Raw genomic sequence first — 18,053 nt, forward strand, 5'->3', positions numbered from 1 at the left:
ACCCTGGTGAGCGCGCCGGTGACGCCGCGCAGTGGTGAGCGCTGGGCGGCGACCCGAGCGACAGCGGCCTCGCTCGTCAGTGGGCGCCGCCGTCGCCGACGCTGGAGGCCGTACTCCTGAGCACCGGCCGCCCGGTCCGGAACGCCTCCTCCGCGATGTCGGCGGCGCGGCCGAGGCCGTCCAGTTCCGCAATCCGGCGTCGGCATTCCTGGGCATTCGTCCGGTACGCCGGGTCGTTCCGGACCTTCTCGATGGTGGCCCGCAGCCGGGAGACGCTGGCCCGGTGCACCGGGATGAACTCGCCCACGCCGAGATACCTGAGCCGGGCTGCCACGCCGGGCTGGTCGTTCGCCACCGGCAGCGCCACCGTCGGCACGCCGTGGGTGAGCGACTCCAGCGCCGTGTTGATCCCGGCGTGCGTGACGACGAGCGAGGCCCGGGCGAGCAGTTCCAGTTGCGGGGCGTACGGGACGACGACCGGGTTGCCCGGAAGATCGGTGGGCGGTGCCAACTCCCGGCTGCCCAGCCCGATCACGAGTTGTGCGTCGAGCCCCGCGCAGGCGGTCGCGATGGCCTGGAAGATCCGTGGCAGGCGGTTCTGCAGCGTCCCCATCGAGGCGTAGATCAGCGGCCGGTCGTCCAGGCGCTCCCAGGGAAACGAGACCGGCTCGCTGCTGTCCTCGTCGTGGAACGGGCCGGTGTAGTGGAAGCAGTCCGGGAGTTCCCTGCGGGGAAAGTCGAAGAAGGCCGGCTGTTGGGTGACCTGCGCCAGGCCCAGCCCGTCGTTCAACCCGCTTACCGGAGTCATCCCCCACTCGACGCGACGATCGTTGATCCGTTTCACCACCGGCCCGATCACCCGGTCCATCACCCGGTAGCCCAGCATGTTGCGCAGCCGGGCGAGGGCGGAGTCGCGGTACGGCCAGGCCGTCATGAAGGGCGGGACGCTCGGCTCGGCGTTCAGCGCCATCGCGTTGCAGACGGTCACGACGGGGATGTCGAACCTCTCGGCGACGGTGTTGGCCGCGCCGTAGACCTGATCGACCAGTAGCGCGTCCACCTCGTGCTCGCGCAGCAGGGGCGGCAGGTCACGGAGCAGCACCTCGACCTCGCGGACGTAGCCGTTGACCATGAAACGAATGGCGGCGAGCCCGGACAGCCGGCCCTGTTCCTCGGAGAAGCGGGCCAGGGAACCGGGCGGGAACTCCCGCTCGCCGACCGGCACGAACTCGAACCCGGCGACGTACGGCTTCGGTCCGGCGTCCGGCAGGGAGAAGAGGGTCACCTGGTGGCCACGCCGGAGCAGTTCGCGGCCGAGCGTGGACATCGGACTGAGGTGACCGGTGTAGTCCGGGCAAACTATGCCAATACGCGACACGGTGTTTCACTCCCTTGCGCTCGTCGGTCAGACCACGGTCGTCAGCCGCGACGGATGCACCGAGAAGGTGGCCGGGGTCTGGCCGACGATCTCGCCGTCCACCTCCAGCGGCAGCGGCGTCTCCGCCTCGATCCGCAGCGTGCGGACCTGGCGACGACGGATCGCGGGATGCCGCGCCCCGTTCCCGCGCAGCACCTGCCACATCGTGCCGAGCACGCCGACCCGGCCGAGGCCGCGCACCTGCACCGCGTCCAGATGACCGGCCTCCGGCGGCTCCGTCGACCCGAACGTCAGCCCTCCGGCGAAGAACGGGACCTTCAGCACCGCGACATTGCTGATCGAATGCCGTGCCTCCTCCCCGTCCAGCTCCAACCGCACCTCGACCGGGCGCCAGCCGAGCAGTACCCGGACGCTGGAGGCCGCCTCGGCGAGCTGGAGGTTGACCCGCTTGAGCACCCGGTTGACCGGCGTCTTCTCGGTGAACCGCAGCCCGACCATGCTGATCAGCCCGACGGTGCAGTTGACCAGGAAGAAGCGGTGCGCGAGGGTGCCGTCGGGCCGGGTGAACGTCACCGACCCGACCTCGGTGGCACGGTCCCGGCCACGGTCGAGCAGGTCGCCGAGATCGGTGACCTGGTCCAGGCCACGGACGAAATCGTTGCAGGTCCCAGCGGGTACGTAGCCGAGCCGTACCTTCTCGTCGCCCGTCGCGAGTATCCCGTTGGCGACGTCGGAGAGCGTCCCGTCCCCACCGATCGCCACCACCGTGCCGTACCCGTCCGTCACCGCCTGTCGACCGAGTTCGACGGCGTGACCGGGGTAGCGGGTCTGCCAGCAGTCGGCCCCGGGCAGTTCGGCGGAGAGCCGCTGCTCGATCATCCGCCGGCGCTGCACCCCGGATGCCGGGTTGACGATGCAGACGACCCGTTCGCCGTCAACCGTCACCATGGCGCGCCTCCTCCTCCAGCGCGGCGATGGTGCGGCCGAGCGCCTCCGCCACCGGCACCCGGGGGGTGTAGCCGATCGCCCTGATCCGGTCGAGGTCGTAGCGCAGCCCGCCGGCGACGGAGCGTACCGCGTAGCGGGTGAGCATCGGCCGGCCACTGCCGACACCGATACCGGCCAGCCCGGCGAGTTCGGAGAACGCCGCCACCCCCATCGCGACGGGCAACGGGACCGACCGGGTCGGCGGCAGTACCCCCACCTGCTCGGCGACCCGGTCGAACAGCTCTCCCACCGTCAGGCCGTACGAGTCGCCGACGATGAACCGGCCGCCCGCGCACTCCGGCGTGGTGCCGGCCAGCACGACCGCGTCGGCCAGGTTCTCGCTGTAGGTCAACTCGATCGGGGCGGCGCCACTGTCGATGTGCACGAGCTTGCCGTCCCGGAGCCCACGCACCAGTTCCGGAACGAAGTGCCGGTCACCGGGGCCGAATATCCAGGTCGGATAGATGACCGTCACGTCCAGCCCGCGTCGCTGGTACGACCACGCGAGGTTCTCCCCCGCCAGCTTCGACCGGGAGTACGCGTAGCGGGGTACCCGTTTCGGCGAGGTCTCGTCGATGACCCGGCGCGGGTCGAACCCGAAGACGTCGACGGTACTCAGGTAGACGAAGCGCCCGACCCCGCAGCGCAGCGCCTCCTCGAGGATCGCCCGGGTCCCGTCCCGGTTCACCTGCCAGATGCGGCGCCCCGGCCGCCAGTCGCTCAGATCCGCGGCCGCGTGCACCACGAGCTCGACGTCCTCGCACGAGCCGCGCAGTGTCGCCGGGTCGGTCAGGTCCCCGAGATGTTCCGCGTACTTCGCGCCGCCTGGGGAGGGCTCGCGGACCAGTCCCCGCACCGACCAGCCGGCCTGAAGGAGCGCGGCGGCGACCGCCCGGCCGACGCAGCCGGTGACACCTGTCACCAGCGCCACGCCCTGCGCCATCACACCCCTCTCGCCAGCAGCTTCTGGAGGTCGTCGAAGAGCCCGCCGGCCGGATCGATCGCCCGCAGCTGCGGCAACACGTCCCGCAGGTCGCGGCGCACACCGGACTCGTCGCAGAAGAGCAGCTCCGGACCGGCGGTCAGCCGTCCCACCCGGACTGCCTCCAGCCCGCCCTCGGCCAGCGCCCGGGCACAGCGGTCCTCGTCGGCGGCGTCGACCGCGTACAGCAGCTCGAACTCGCCCCACTCTCCGGCAGCCATCAACCAGCGGGGCAGCCCGAAGGAGTCGGCGAGCGCGGCCGCGGCCGGGTCGTACACCTCGGCCCGCAGCGTCGCCTCGACACCGAGCCCGTTGACCTCGGCGAGAGTCACCGCCGCTGTCAACAGCCCGTCGCTGGTGTCGACGCAGGCCCGGGCGTACCCGCGCAGCGCGTCGCCCGCGACCACCCGCGCCTCGGGCAGCCAGGGCCGGGCGTGGTCGGTCCGGCCCAGCGCGATGCCACGGAACCCGGCGGCGTTGCCGGCGCCGATCCGGCCCGTCGCATACAACAGGTCTCCCGGCCGCGCACCGACCCGGCTCAGGCGCTGCCCGCCCCGGACCGTCCCGATGGCGCACGAGGTGAAACTCTCCTCCCGGGCCCAGTTGGTGTCGCCGCCGACGATGTGACAGCCGTACCGCTGGGCCGCGTCGGAGGCGCCGCGTCCGAACTGGCGGGCGTCCTCGGCGGTCCAGCCCGCCCTGACCAGCGAACACGACACCAGCACGGCCACCGGGTCGGCGGCGACGGCGGCGAGGTCGCTCACGCTGACGGTGGTGGTCAGCCACCCCTTCGCGTACGGCGTCGGGGCGGTGGCCAGCTCGGCACCGGCGTTCAACGTGTCGACGGTCATCGCCAGCACCCCGGCGGCACCCAGGTCGAGCAGTTCGGCGTCGGCTTCGAAGGCGGCGTTGAGCTGGCGGGGGGACCGGGCGATCCCCTCGCACATCGCCGTGATCAGGGACCCCTCGGCCGCGTCCAGACCGAGCCGGGTCCAGTCGACAGAGGTCACGTCACGCCTGCCGGGAGGAGGTCGTCGCCCGCAACGTCAGCTCCAGGTAGAGCATCATCGGGATCGCCGCGACCAGGAAGAACGTCGGCCGCTGCAACGCACCGAGGGAGAGTACGAAGAGCGTGGTCGCCCGGGTGAACCAGAGCAGCGCCTCGTAGGCCCTCGCCTGCGGCGCCTGGATCAGGTTCATCAGGCTCCGGGCGAACGCCAGCCCCGAGACGACGAGCAGCAGCCAGAAGGCCGTCTGGGCGTAGGCGCCGCGTTCGGGACCGGCCACCGCGCCCACCGCCGCCGCACCGAGGGCCACCGGCGGGAAGATCAACGCGACCCGGCTCGCCGTCCGGGTGCCCACCGCCACCGGCAGGGTACGGTAGCCCGCCAGCCGGTCGCCCTCGATGTCCTTGAAGTAGCCGACGAGACAGAAGCCGCTCAGCACGACCGCGACCAGCGCCGTCTGGAACCACGTCGTGGCGGGAATGTCCAGCCACCCGGCGTCGGGCCGGACCGCGACCGCGCCGAGCACGGTGAACAGCGACATGTCCACCCCGTTGGCGAGGTTGCCGACCATCGGGATGCCCTTGGTCCAGGTGTAGACCAGGTGCCCGGCGATCGCGATGGCGCTCCAGATCGCCAGCGCGGGCGCCACGACGACCGCCACCAGCAGGAGGCTCCCGGAGAGCGCCAGGGTCAGCGCGAGCCCGGCGTGCGGGTTGATCAGCCCCGCGACGAAGGGGCGGTCCGGGGCGTTGACCGCGTCGGCCTTGCGGTCGAACCAGTCGTTGATGACCACGCCGACGCCGTAGCCGAAGATGCAGAAGAGCAGGCCGATGACCACGCTCGCGGTGGTCGCCCCGGCCGACGGCGCCGTCATGCCGACCAGACCGGCCGACAGCGACAGGGGTACGAAGTGGAACCGCCACATCCTCGCCCACGCGACCGCCCGGTCACGGGGCCGGATGGGGTTCTGGACCTGGGTGACGCTCATCGGGCCTCCGTTCGGGCGGCTGACGCACCGCCGTACCTCGTCGAGTGCTGCGGACCGTCCACCGTCGACACCGGACCACCGGCGTGGAGCCGGCTCACCGCACGCCTTCCGCGACGTACTCCGCCGGTGGCAGGTCCGCCAGCGCCCAGTCCGGCGGCGTCAACTCGCGGACCTCGGCGAACGCCGCCACGGCGCGTTTGAGCTGCTCCGGGGTGTGTGTCGCGGTGAAGCTGGCCCGCACCCGGGACGAGGCCGCGGGCGGGATCACCGCGTTGACGTAGACCCCACGCTCCAACAGGCTGCGCCAGGTGAAGATGGTCGGTACGACGCCGTCGAGCGGTACGCAGACGATGGGTGTCTCGCTGGGCAGCGGCTCGTACCCGAGCGCGGTCAGCTCGCGGTGCACGTACGACGCGTTCTCCAGCGCCTGCCGGCACCGCCACGGCTCGGCGCGCAGGATCCGCAGCGCGGCCTGGGCAGCGGCGACGCTGGCCGGCGGGGCGGCGGCACTGAAGATCAGACTGCGGGCATGGTGGCGGAGGTACTCGATCACGTCGGTCGGCCCGAGCACCGCACCACCGATCGACGCCAACGACTTGCTGAAGGTCACGGTGACGAGGTCGACCTGGTCGGTCAGCCCGAAGTGGGCGCTGGTGCCCCGGCCGTCGGCCAGCACGCCGAGGCCGTGCGCGTCGTCGACAAGGAGACGGGCACCGTATTTCTGGCAGAGCCGCACCGTCTCGGGCAGCGGACAGAGGTCGCCGGCCATCGAGTAGACCCCGTCCACCACTACCAACCGACCGACGTCGGGCGGGCAGGCCGCCAGCCGCCGTTCCAGCTCCGCCATGTCGTTGTGGGCGAACCGGCGCACCTTTGCCGGGCTCAGCCCACAGCCGTCGTAGACCGAGGCGTGGGCCTCGCGGTCGATGATGACCACGTCGTTGCGGGTCAGCAGTGCGGCGATCACGCCGAGGTTCGCCTGGTAGCCGGTCGGGAAGACAAGCGCGGCCGGCATCCCGAGGAAGTCGGCCAGTTCCCGTTCCAGTTCCTCGTGCAGCGGGGTGTTGCCGTTGAGCAGCCGCGAACCCGTACGCGACGAGCCGTACTCCTCGATCGCCGCCTGCGCCGCGGCACGTACCCGCCGGTCGGAGGTGAGGCCGAGGTAGTTGTTCGAGCCGCACATCAGCACGTCGCCCAGCGAGGTACGGGCGACTGTGGTGTCCGAGCCCTCGAAGACGGTGAAGTACGGGTAGAGCTCCGCTGCCTGGGCCACCCGGGCCTCTGTGTACGACCGGCAACGATCGAAGATGTCCGTTGTCACCACGGTTATCCTGAGCCCCCTCTCATCTGGAACCGTGATTGTCAATTTCGCGGCACGGGATTTGGCGACGACAACGGTGCCAGCCAATGCGACCATGCCGTGGGTCGCCGCCGCTGTCCCGGTCCCACTGGTCAGGGACTATTTCGATAGAATCGCATCGCAGCGGCTTCAATTCCCTACGTCGTCAGGGACAGGCACCGAACCGACGCGCGAGGAATGGCCGATCGGGCAGATCAGGGCGCTGTTGTAGGCCGCATGCTTACCCGTCGAAGGATCCCCGTGTGTCGCCTCAGATGCTCGTCATTGATCGAGTTTCTCTGGGCTGCCTACACCTTATCCACCCTGTCAAGAGGTTCAGCGGTAGTTTGGTCCACTATGGACCACCTGCGCCCGTCGATTTCGGACACCACAGGGCCATTGAACTGCGCTGATTTGAGAAATGTCGCCGGCCACCGGTCGGCACCGGCCACCCGGCAGCACCGGACCGCCCCACGGTCAGGGCGACACCAAGAGCTCGGTGAATGCGAGTTTCCGCCGGTCGACGGCCGGTGAGGCGCCGTACCGGAAACATGATCACGTTCGTCGAGCCCGGCGCGGCCCGGTGGCCGGGCAGGAACTCCCTGGTCACACCGGTTGTATGGGCATCGGCCCAGCCACGACGACGCCCGCACCGCCCGCTCAGCTCTGGGGCGAGGGTGGCCGGGCGGTGAGGTTCGCCACGTTCGCGAGACCGTGCCGAGGCGGGCCTGTCCCGACCCGGAGAAGGTGGACGGCCGCGACCAGAAGCCGAACGGCGACACCGCCGAGAGCCGACCGCCGACCCGACCGGGAAGCAGCGCCTCCCAACCGTCCGGAGCGCCCGTCCCCGGCGGCCACGACCCGTTCCGGCCGCTACTCGAGCGACTACCGCCGGTTCGCCAGGTCGATAGGTTCAGTGCCGGTCAGAGAACTGAAATCGGCGCGTGCTTCGGTCGGCACCGACGAACGGAAGGGAGCTACCATCAGCCTTACCCCCTACCATCGATGCCGAATATCGGTTGCCCGCACCCCGGAGAACATCCGGAAACAGCCGCACCCGAATCAGCCGTGGCGCGATCCCGCATTGCCGCGAGAATGGACGGTCGGTCACGACCGACGAATCACCATTAAGGTGGCCATCGGCTGGGCCGGCCAGGGCCCCGGCAACGTCGCTGCCACGACCCCGGATGCCTGGTTCTCGGGCGTAGCGGCACGCTGGGCCGGCGAGCCGGTGCACACGGGCGGGGACATCGGCGAAACCGCCATACACGGCATCTTCATCGAGGTGGAGGAGACCTGCCCGGGCGGCAGCCATCCCAGTGCCTCTCGGGCCGGGGCACGCACCTGACCGCGGTCAGGTGTGGGCGCTCGGGGCCGGCCTCTCCGTGAGCTCCCACCGGTCGCCGTGACCCGTGGCGATCGCGATCGCCTCGATCACCCGTCGGGCCGCTGCCGGATCATCGACGAATCTGACGGCGGCTTCGAGGCCGACCGGCGGCCCGCCGGCGAGGCTCGCGGCCACCGCGACCATCTGCCGGTCACGGTCCGGCACGTCGGCGACCGCCGCGAAGCCGACCACCGCCGCCCAATCGCGGACCTGCCCTATCTCCACGGTGGCATCCGCGTCCCACACCAGACTGATGCGCTCCACAAAGCCACCGAAGCCCGGCTGGTCGGGAACGGCCGTGAAGGTCAGCAGATGCACGGCGGCCCGCCGGCCGAGCGTGGCGCCGGTGGCGAGGTCGGTGGCGAGAAGACGCCGAATCCCATCACCGGTCAACTCGGAGGAAGAGTCCAGCCGGGGACTCCGATGCAGCGGCGGCGCCGTTTCGGGGGCGGCCAGTAACTCCGCCACCCGCAGGCACTCCTCACACGGCGGCAACGCGGCGATCTCGACCCACGCGTCAGTGCGATACATGTCGTACGGGATGTCCGTCGCCTCCTGGTCGCTGCCCCGGACCGGACGCTCCGGAACCGAACACAGCGTGTAACCCGTCATCCCGCCCTCCCCGCCGCCCTCGTCGCTGAGATCCACGGACAGGTGCTGGAGCGTGCCGTCCGTACACGGTTGAGGTATCACGGGATCCTCCTCACCACCGGATGCTTCGCCGGCCGCCGATGACAACGAAGTCTATCCATGCCCGCTACGATCCCCGCGGCGTCACGAACATCGCCGCCGCCAACCTCCACCACGCCCACGACAGCATCCGCCCGCTGGCGCCACCTGGCATCACTAACGACTTTGCCGGGGCCCTGCTGGGCCGGCGGGCTGGGTGGTGCTCTCCTCGGCCCGCCGAACGCCGAACCGCCCGACCGTGGAGCAACCGGCGCCCCAGGCTCAGGCGGTGGTCACCGGCAGCGTTGAATACCCGCGCAGCACCAGGCGATCGCGGCGCTCGCCTCGGCCCGCCAGGCTCAGCCGGGGCAGCATGGTCAGCAGCAGTGGGAATGCGATCTGGGCCTCCAACCGGGCCAGCGGCGCTCCGAGGCAGTAGTGCGCGCCGGGGGCGGCGGGCACCGGTGACACCGGCCGGTGCCGGTGAGGCAGGTCCAGGGTGTCGCCGGGCGAACCCGCTCCGACCCGGCTCAGCGCGGCGACCGGGCGCCGACCGGGCGCAGCGCGAGCCGCCGGGGTGCCTGCGTCGGGTCGAAGACCGGGCGACGGTCGATCCGGGCCCGGACCTCGTCCGAACCGAACCGGTAGTCGATCCGGCGCACCGCCTCGGCCCAGTCCGTCCGGCCGCGAATGCCGCGCAGCGTCTCCACCACGAAGGGATCGTCCCAGCGGCTCCGGGCGCGTTCCCAGAGCAGGTACGGATCCTCGGTCAACAGGTTGCCGACGGTCCCCTCGTAGATCGGCATCGCCCGTACCCCGCCGTCCGGCTCGATCTCAAGTGGCCGGAAGTCGGGATGACTGGCGATGTAGTCGGGGTGCATCTGCACGCCGAAGTTGTCGGTGGTGGTGACCTTCACCGACGCTGGCGCCGCCTGCTGGAGCCGCTGCCGCGTCCCCTCGTCGACGAGTGCCGCGACCTGCTCGTCGGAGAGCATCTCCTGCTCGCCGTACGACACCCGGCTGGCCAGGCCGGTCGGCACCACAGCACCGAACGCCACGTCGCTCAGGTGCGCAAACCGTGGCGCGACCGAGGCACACATCTCGTCGAGCTGGTGGTAGTTGCTGCGGACCACCACGTTGTCGATGCCGAACCGCAGCGGGGACTCCCCCGCCGAGGCACGTCGGGCGGCCTCCGCGTCGAGCAGGGCGAGCGCGGCCATCGCCCGGTCGAAGGAGCCGGCCCGGCCACGGATCCGGTCGTGCACCTCCGCCGTCGCACCGTCGACACTGACCACCAGCTTGGCGACGAGGCCGGCCAGGTCCCGGACGGTCTGCTCCGGCAGTGACCAGCCACTTGTGTACAGGAAGACCCGTACGCCCGCCGCCGCGAACCGCTGCACCACCTCCACGATGCGCGGCACGGTGAGCGGTTCACCCCCGCAGAGGGTGATCATGGCGGGCCGGAAGGTGATCAGCGCGTCCGTCACCCTCAGCATCTCCTCGTGACTCAGGTTCTGCGGGCGGCGCCGCCCCGACTCCGTGTAGCAGTGGGAGCAGCGCAGTGGACAGGCGAAGGTGACGTCCCAGATGAGGACGTTGGGACCCGCGTCGGCATTCATGAGACGGCTCTCCCGGGGGATCGGCGGTGCGGTCGCCGGAACCGTACGGGCGCCGGACCGCCCGGGACATCGGGCGACGGGTACGCAAGCGCCCCGACCGGATACGCAGGCGGGGTGCCCGACGAGCCCTCCGTACCCGTCGACCGTCGGTAATGCTGGCCCCGCATTTGCGTAATCGAACACCGATTCCCCGGTGCGTCGCGACACCTAGCGTTGCGGCGTGGCGGGCCGCCATCGGTCCGCCGTCCCGTCGCCAGCAGAGGAGGTGGATCATGCGCACATACCCGCCGGTCGACGTCTCGGCCTACCCGCCGGTCGACGTCTCGTAAGAGGCAGACGCCTGATGGCGGTGGCCACCCCTGACGGGTGGCCACCGCCGGCGCCGGATCGCCGAAACCTCGACGTCGCAAGGAGTGTGCCCGTGCCGACCACAGCGAAAGCCGGCCAGTCCCGCCGCACCGGCGCAGTGGCGGCGCTCGTCCGCGAGCTGCCCCGCGTCGACACCCCGCTGACCGTGCTGCTCGGCGCGTTGATCGCCGTACAGGTCGCGGGTGTCGTGCTGCTGCCGCTGGCGATCGGGCGGCTGGTCACGGCGTTGACCGCCGACCCCGGCCCGGTGGCGTCCCGGCAGGCGTGGTCGGGGCTAACCCTGCTGGCCCTGGCGCTCGTCCTGGACATCGCCCTGGAGCCGATCCGCGCGATGGTCACCGCGAGGCTGAGTACCGCGGTCGACGGCAGCCTGGCCCAACGCACCGTCGAGGGTGCGCTGCGCCCCGCCGGGGTGGCACACCTCGACGACCCGGCCGTCGTCGACCAGATCGAACGGGCGCGCGGGGTCGGGATCGGCGCGTACGCCCCCGGACAGGCAGTCAACGCACTCGCCGCCCTGGTCCCGCTCCGGCTCACCGGACTGGCCGCCGCGATCCTGCTCGGCTGGGCCGGGCAGTGGTGGCTGCCTGTCGTACTCGGTGCCGCCTGGATCGTCACCGGCCGCTGGCAGGAGCGCGAGATGGCCCGGGCCGTCGCCGCGAACACCGCAAGAACCGTCCAACTGCGACACGCGGGGTACCTGCGCGACATCGCGGTGACCGCGCCGTCGGCAAAGGAGCTGCGCCTGTTCGGCCTGCACCAGTGGCTCGTCGAGCGCTTCACCCGGGAGTGGTGGGACGGCGTGATCGAGATGCGCCGCAGGACCACCGACGGCCGGCGGCACCTGGTGGCGAGCGCGCTGCTGCTGGCGGCACACGTCGTCGTGGTGGTGCCGCTGGCGTACGGGGCCAGCAACGGAGACCCGTCCGTCGGAGAGCTGACCATCGCCCTCCAGGCACTGCTCGGGTTCTTCGCCCTCGGCTTCACCGGTGACCTGCAACGGCGGCTGCACCTGGCCAGTGCCGCCGTACCGCCGGCGCTGGCGGTGAGCGCGCTGGGTACCCCGGCGACCGGCGCCAGCGGGCCGGCCACCACCGGACTGCCTGCGAACGGGCTGCCTGCAAACGGGCTGCCGCGGCGGGAGATCCGCTTCGAGCGGGTCCGCTTCGGATATCCCGGCGCCGCCCGCCCGGTCGTCGACAACCTGGACCTCGTCATCCCGGCCGGATCCTCGCTGGCGATCGTCGGGGACAACGGCGCCGGCAAGAGCACCATCACCAAGCTGCTGGCCGGGCTGTACCGCCCGGACGCCGGCCTGATCCGGGTCGACGGGCGGGACCTGCACGACCACGACCTCGCGAGCTGGCGCCGGCAACTGGCCGTGGTGTTCCAGGACTTCGGCCGGTACCCGTTCTCGGTACGCGACAACATCGCCTTCGGCGCGGTCGAGGCCACCGCCACCGACGACGCGGTCGTCGAGGCTGCCCGGCTCGGCGGGTTCCTCGGCGTCGAGCAGGGGTTGACGGACGGCTGGAACACCCCGCTGACCAGCGCCTATACCGGTGGGACCGAGCTGTCCGGCGGGCAGTGGCAGCGGCTGGCGCTCAGCCGGGCACTCTACGCGGTGCGGCACGGCGCCAAGGTCCTCGTCCTCGACGAACCCACCGCGCACCTGGACATCGAGGCGGAGTACGAGCTCTACGCGCGGTTCCTGGAGATCACCGCCGGGATCACCACGATCCTGGTGTCACACCGGTTCGCCACCGTCCGGCTCGCCGAGCGGATCGCCGTGCTGCGCAACGGCCGGGTGGCCGAGTACGGCAGCCACGACGAACTGCTCGCCGCCGACGGCCGGTACGCCCAGATGTTCCGGGTGCAGTCCGCGCCCTTCACCGATTCCGCAGGAGGCCGTCGTGGGTAGCTGGTTGAGCGCCGCCCGGCTCGTCGTCGGCGTCGCGGTCCGGGCCGACCCGCGACGCGCGGTGCTGGTCATGGTGCTCGTCCCGCTGTTCAACATCGTCGCGGCGGCGCAGGCGCTCGGGTTACGTGGCATGGTCGACGGCGCGGTCGCCGGGCGGCTCGCCGAGGCGCTGACCGGCGGACTGGTCCTGGTGCTGGTCACCGTCTTCGTGCACCAGGCGAGCGCGGTCGCCACCGACCTGCGGCAGGTGCTCCAGCAGCGGGTCGGGCTGGAGTTCGACCGCCGCCTGATGACGTTGTGCTCCGGCCCCGCCCACCTAAGCCACTACCACGACCCGGAGTTCCTCGACACCGCCGAGCTGGTACGGCAGCGCCGGACCGAGTTCGGCGGGGCGTTCGCGGCGCTCGTCGAGAACGCCGGCCTGCTGGCCCGGTTCGTGGCCGCGGTGGTGCTGATGGCCCTGGTCAGCCCGATGCTGGCGCTGCTGCCGGTCTTCATCGTCCCGCTGGCCCTCGCCGTCCGCTGGCAGGCGAACATCGTGGCCGCGGCCGAGGTGGCCGGCGCCGAGGCCGACCGGCACCGCGCCGCCCTGCTGACCCTGGCCACCGATCCGGGCGCGGCCGCCGAGGTCCGGCTGTATCGGCTCGGCGGCGAGATCGCGGATCGGCACCGGGCGGAGTTCGACCTCTCGGCGCGCCGTCGGGAGGCCGCCCGGACCCGTGGCGCTCTCGCGGCGGCGGCCGGCTGGCTGCTCTTCTGCGTCGCGCTGGTGGCCGGGCTCTACATCGTCACCCGCTCCGTGCTCTCCGGCACCGCGTCCGCCGGGGAGGCGGTGCTGGTCCTGCTGCTCGGTACCCGGCTGGTCGGTGCCACCACCGGACTGAGCTGGCTGATCGGCTGGCTGCGCCGCGCACTGCACACCGTCGCGCTCTACCAGCGCCTGGCCCGGCACCCGCACCGCGCCGCCGCCGGAACCGGCCGGGACCTGCCCGAGCGCGGCGACCTCGTGCTGCACGGCGTCAGCTTCGGGTACCCCGGCGAGCCGACCACGGCGCTGGGTCCGGTCGACCTGCGGCTGCCGGCCGGGGCCACCGTGGCGGTCGTCGGTGACAACGGTGCCGGCAAGTCCACCCTGGTCGCGCTGCTGGCCGGCCTCTACCCACCGTCGACCGGGCGCATCACGTTCGGCGGGCAGGATCTGGCGCAGGTGGACCCGGAGGCCTGGCGCGACCGGGTCAGCGGGGTGTTCCAGGACTTCTGCCGGTTCGAGCTGCTGGCGAGGGAGTCGGTCGGCGTCGGCCGGCTCGACGCGATCGACGACCGGGACGCGGTGGGCAGTGCGCTGGAATCGGCCGGCGCGGACACCTTCGTCGCCGAACTCCCCGCCGGCATCGAGAGTCGGCTCGGCCGGACCTTTCCGGACGGCACCGACCTGTCTTCCGGGCAGTGGCAGAAGCTGGCGCTGGCCCGGGGCCGGATGCGTACCGCAGCCGCGCTGGTGCTGCTCGACGAGCCGGCGGCCAGCCTCGACCCGGACAGCGAGGCCGAACTGCTACGGAAGTACCTCGCCCCGGCCACCCCGGCCGCCGGTGCACCGATCACCGTGGTCGTGTCGCACCGGCTGAACACGGTACGCGACGCCGACCTGATCGTGGTGCTGCACGAGGGGCGGATCGTGGAGTACGGCCCGCACGCCGAACTGCTCGCCCGGGGCGGCCGCTACGCGGAGATGTACGCGTTGCACGCCGCCGCGTACGCCGCCGGCCCGACGGTGCTGCCCTCGACCGTCGGAGCGACCGGGATCGAGGTCCGGGCGGGCGCGACCCAACCCGGGTAACCGTCCGAGCCGCCGCTGCTCAGCCCGGGTAACCGTCGGGGCAGCTTGGCGGTTCGGGACCGCCCTCGACCGAGCGGCTGAACCACTCCGCCCGCAGCTCACGACGGGAACCGATGCCGAGTTTGCGGTACACCCGGGCCAGGTGGCTCTCGACGGTCCTGGCCGACACGACCAGCCGGGTCGCGATCTCCCGATTGGGCAGGCCGGTGGCGGCGAGGGCCGCGACCTCGTTCTCCCGGGCTGTAAGGGTCGGCGAGGCCAGGTTCGGTGCGGGCAGTCCGAGGGCGTTGCGGAGCCGGCCGGCCAGCGCGACCGCCCCGGCGTAGTCCTGGTCTCGCCCGGGCAACACCCTGGTGGCGGCCTCGGTCAGCCGGAAGGCCCGCAGGTGCAGCCCCATCTCGGCGAGCCGGTTGGCCGCCTCGAGCAGGCCCGCGTGGTCCCGGTTGAGCAGCGCCAGCTCGCCGCGCGCCTCGGTCGCCAGCCGGCTCGCCTCGACGTGGCTCAGGCAGGTGGCGAGCCGGTCGGCAAGCGCGACCGGCCGGTCGGCGGGTGGCAGCCGCGCCGCCCAGGTCAGGTACTGCAACTCCACGCTCCGGCAGCCCGCCGCGCGCGCCGCCGTCGCCGCCACGCCGTGAAGGCGCCCGGCGGACCGGGTGTCGCCACGGGCGGCGGCGACCGCCCCGGCGGCCCACGGCCCGAGGCCCGGCAGCGCCGCCATTCGGTCCGGAGGGTCCGCGTCGAGCACCCGCTGCGCGTCGTCGGGCCGCCCCGCCGAGGCCAGTGACACGGCGAGCCACGCCGACGCCTCCGACCGGAACAGCCGGAATCCGACGCTCTGTTGCGTCAACGCCTCCCGCAGGGGCTCGATCGCGGCGGCGTACTCGCCCCGGAGCAGCCGCGCGTAGCCGGCCAGCAGCGGCCAGTCGACGGCCCGCAGCCGGGTGCCGGGTACCTCCCCCGGTGGTCTCGGCCAGCGTCCGAGGACGGGATCGGTGGCCGGCAGTGCCGCGCTGCCGTCCCGCCAGAGCGCGATCATGCAGAGGACCGCTCCGAGCAGACCCGCCGTCTCCGGCGCCCGGTCGTCGCCGGTGGCGGTGGCGAGTACCGCCGCCCCCTCGGCGGCCGCCTCGTCGGTACGGCCGAGGAGGGCCAGCGCCGCCGTCCGGGCGATCCGGCACCGCAGTACGACGGGGTTGCCGACGGTTCCGGCGGCGGAGAGCCGGTGCAGCAGCCGGTCGGCGACCCGGACCGCTTCGGCCGGACGCTGGCCGAGCAGCAGTACCAGCGCATCGGCACCGTCGACCACGTCCACGGCCTCGGGGGCGGCGAGTGACGCGCTGGCGCGTAGCGCCCGCAGGTCGGCGTGGGCCGCGGCCGGGTCACGTTCCGCCACACAGCGGTGCACGGCGAGCGCTGTGGAGAGCACGATCCGCCCGGTGGCCGAGTGCTCGGACGCGGTCGCCTGGTGGAGAATCGACTGTGCCTCGCGGCCGGTACCCTGCTCGGCGAGTGCGTCGGCCAATACCACAGCGGCGCGGGCCGACCGGTCCTGACCGCACGCGATCCGCGCCAGCCGGAGCGCCTGCTCCGGACTGTGCGACCGCACCCGGCGGGCGGCATCGGTCAGCACCCTGGGGGTGACCGGCGCGCCGGCGGCCAGTTGCCAGCGGGCGGCCGTGACCGGATCGGGTGTCGCACCGCCGACGGCCGCCCCGATGAGTGCCGACGCGACCCGGCGCCGCCGGGCCGGTGAGACCTGTGCCCAGACGATCGCCTGGAGCAGCGGATGGCTGAATCCCACCGACACCCCGTCCTCGGTGTCCGTGGTACGCAGCAGGTCCAGGTCCTCCAGGTCCTCGACGGCGGCCGGGGCGACCCGGTCGATCAGCTCGATCGGCAGGTCGTCGCTCACCGCGACCGCCGCCAGCGCGTCCCGGTGGGTCGGGGTGAGCCGGTTCGGCCCGGGCAGGAAGAGTTCGACCAGGTGCGGTGGCACGCTGAGCTGGCCGCGCCACCACCACAGACCCCGATCGTGCACCAGCCGGCCCGTGGCGGTGCCGTGCCGGACCAGCTCGGTCGCCAGTCGCGGGTTGCCGCCGGTCCACTGGTAGACGAGCTGCACGGTGGTCGAGGCGACCGCGTCACCGAGCATGGCCCGCATCAGGACGGCCGTCTCCGTCAGGTCCAGCGGTGGCAAATCGACCCGACGCAGGTGCCGGTCCTTCCAGAGCGCGACGACGGCGTCGGGCGTCGGCACCTCCGCCCGGGTGGTGACCATCAACCGGATGTGTCCGTCCTGGGCGAGGCCGAGCAGGGTACTCGCGGAGCGGTCGTCCATCCAGTGCGCGTCCTCCACCACCAGCAGCGGGGTACGCGGCTGTCCACGTCGGACGAGTTCGGTACGGATCCGGCCCGGTACCAGAGCCGGGTCGCCGGTGACCGGAAACAGTTGGCAGAACGGTCCGAACGGGATCGGCCGGCCCGCCTCGGTCGCGGTGGTACGGGTCACGGCGTACCGGTCGGCCGACAGCTGCCTGGTCACGAGCTCGACCAGGGTGGTACGGCCGGTGCCCCGTTTCCCCACCAGCACGGCGCCACGGTCTGCGGTCACCGCGCTGAGAATCTGCTGGACCAGGCCGGATCGCGCGATCAGCGGTGCCCCGATGCGGTCCACGGATTGCCCCCTCCCTGCCGCGGACGCCGACATCCCCCCAGATGTCGGTTGAGCCGTTCGGGATCGTGGCTCGGTCGACGCCGGCCACGGACGCACCCGTCGCGACGGTCTTCCGGCACGTACCCGAACCGCCGTCAAGTCGGTGGCCGGGCCCGGATCCGTCCCGTGCCGCGCCACCGCGGCAGAACGGGTACGGTTCCGTGCGCGCCGGCGAGGCGCCGTACCGATGCCGGCGGTGACAACGTCCAGGACCTCAGCTCCATCGGCCCCATACCCACACCGGTCGATCGAATCGGTCCGTCGGATCCTGCCGCGCGGTGCTGCCACCAACGGACTGCGGATCCTGTGCCAGCGTGACGAGCACTCCCTCGACGTCGTTGTATCTGTCGACAGTGCCAAACGCGACTGAACCGCGACTGAACGTGCGCTGGACGCGACGGCGCTCGGCTCCCCAGGAACGTGCGGGCGGCGACGCCGCCGTTCTGCGCCACGAGCCCTCCCCTCGACCGCACGTCGAAATGACCAGCCGCGGTGTGCCGCACATCGCGTCGGTCCAGCCGCGCGGCGTGCGAGAGCCGATCCGGCGTCACACCTGCGCCAGGCACGCCCGGAGTGGTCCGCTCCGATGATCCGAAATGGCCGGAGCCGGATTTCCAGGTGCGTGCCGCGCTCGCCGGTCACCGTCCGAAGCCCGGTCGCGGATGCTGACATCCGGCCTGCCCGGCGTCGAGAAAATGGTAGCCGTCACCCTGTGGCCCGGAGCCTGTCTGTCGGATACCCAGCGTACGGTCCGGGACGGCGACCAGCAGATCGTGGCAGCCTGGGCACAGGCGCTGCACGATGTCCCGGTCGACCGGTCCGGGGGCGTCGACGCCGGTGACCCGGCCCGGGGGCGA

Annotated in this window: 12 protein-coding genes and 1 pseudogene; 3 read left to right on the plus strand and 10 right to left on the minus strand. The window is 72.2% G+C overall.

Annotation, left to right across the window (positions count from 1 at the left end):
- Positions 1-76: 76 nt before the first annotated feature.
- From CLT71_RS08010 to CLT71_RS08035, 6 genes are all read right to left on the minus strand, one after another.
- Complete coding sequence (locus CLT71_RS08010; protein ID WP_199187550.1) at positions 77-1,327, minus strand: nucleotide disphospho-sugar-binding domain-containing protein; 1,251 nt, start codon at positions 1,325-1,327, stop codon at positions 77-79.
- Between the two features lie 78 nt (positions 1,328-1,405).
- Positions 1,406-2,326, minus strand: a complete 921-nt coding sequence (locus CLT71_RS08015; protein WP_101366551.1) for a diacylglycerol kinase family protein — start codon at positions 2,324-2,326, stop codon at positions 1,406-1,408.
- Positions 2,313-3,308: an NAD-dependent epimerase/dehydratase family protein gene (locus CLT71_RS08020; protein ID WP_101366552.1), complete on the minus strand. Its 996-nt coding sequence runs from the start codon at positions 3,306-3,308 to the stop codon at positions 2,313-2,315. Before CLT71_RS08020 ends, CLT71_RS08015 begins: the two co-directional genes overlap by 14 nt.
- Entirely contained in the window at positions 3,308-4,357 is a 1,050-nt protein-coding gene (locus CLT71_RS08025) for an AIR synthase related protein (protein ID WP_101366553.1), read from the minus strand. Before CLT71_RS08025 ends, CLT71_RS08020 begins: the two co-directional genes overlap by 1 nt.
- Before the next feature lies 1 nt (position 4,358).
- Positions 4,359-5,342 (minus strand): UbiA family prenyltransferase, encoded by a 984-nt coding sequence (locus CLT71_RS08030; protein WP_101366554.1) that lies wholly within the window; start codon positions 5,340-5,342, stop codon positions 4,359-4,361.
- A gap of 94 nt (positions 5,343-5,436) precedes the next feature.
- Complete coding sequence (locus tag CLT71_RS08035; RefSeq protein WP_199187551.1) at positions 5,437-6,663, minus strand: aminotransferase class I/II-fold pyridoxal phosphate-dependent enzyme; 1,227 nt, start codon at positions 6,661-6,663, stop codon at positions 5,437-5,439.
- A gap of 934 nt (positions 6,664-7,597) precedes the next feature.
- Here CLT71_RS08035 and CLT71_RS36400 point away from each other — a divergent pair.
- A complete protein-coding gene (locus tag CLT71_RS36400) occupies positions 7,598-8,029 on the plus strand; it encodes a hypothetical protein (RefSeq protein WP_143743408.1) in 432 nt (143 codons plus the stop codon).
- A gap of 6 nt (positions 8,030-8,035) precedes the next feature.
- Here the strand turns inward: CLT71_RS36400 and CLT71_RS08045 are convergent, their stop codons facing one another.
- The 3 genes and pseudogenes from CLT71_RS08045 to CLT71_RS08055 all read right to left on the minus strand — a co-directional run bounded on the left by CLT71_RS08045 (position 8,036) and on the right by CLT71_RS08055 (position 10,356).
- A complete protein-coding gene (locus tag CLT71_RS08045) occupies positions 8,036-8,806 on the minus strand; it encodes a hypothetical protein (protein WP_486483135.1) in 771 nt (256 codons plus the stop codon).
- Between the two features lie 213 nt (positions 8,807-9,019).
- A pseudogene (locus CLT71_RS08050) lies at positions 9,020-9,184 on the minus strand (cytochrome P450); the annotation flags it as partial.
- Positions 9,185-9,267: 83 nt separating this feature from the next.
- Positions 9,268-10,356 carry a radical SAM protein gene (locus tag CLT71_RS08055; protein ID WP_101366558.1) on the minus strand — a complete coding sequence of 363 codons (1,089 nt, stop codon included), beginning with the start codon at positions 10,354-10,356 and terminating at the stop codon, positions 9,268-9,270.
- A gap of 421 nt (positions 10,357-10,777) precedes the next feature.
- Here CLT71_RS08055 and CLT71_RS08060 point away from each other — a divergent pair, with 421 nt between their 5' ends.
- Together CLT71_RS08060 and CLT71_RS08065 are read left to right on the plus strand one after the other, a co-directional pair.
- Positions 10,778-12,646 (plus strand): ATP-binding cassette domain-containing protein, encoded by a 1,869-nt coding sequence (locus CLT71_RS08060; RefSeq protein WP_143743409.1) that lies wholly within the window; start codon positions 10,778-10,780, stop codon positions 12,644-12,646.
- Positions 12,639-14,483, plus strand: a complete 1,845-nt coding sequence (locus CLT71_RS08065; RefSeq protein WP_101366560.1) for an ABC transporter ATP-binding protein — start codon at positions 12,639-12,641, stop codon at positions 14,481-14,483. The genes CLT71_RS08060 and CLT71_RS08065 overlap by 8 nt, the downstream gene beginning before the upstream one ends.
- A gap of 19 nt (positions 14,484-14,502) precedes the next feature.
- On the opposite strand, the gene CLT71_RS08070 is transcribed toward CLT71_RS08065, so the two are convergent.
- Positions 14,503-17,157, minus strand: coding sequence for a LuxR family transcriptional regulator (locus CLT71_RS08070; protein ID WP_101366561.1), 2,655 nt, complete (start codon positions 17,155-17,157; stop codon positions 14,503-14,505).
- Positions 17,158-18,053: the final 896 nt, after the last annotated feature.

It is taken from the genome of Plantactinospora sp. CNZ320 (genome assembly GCF_002846275.1).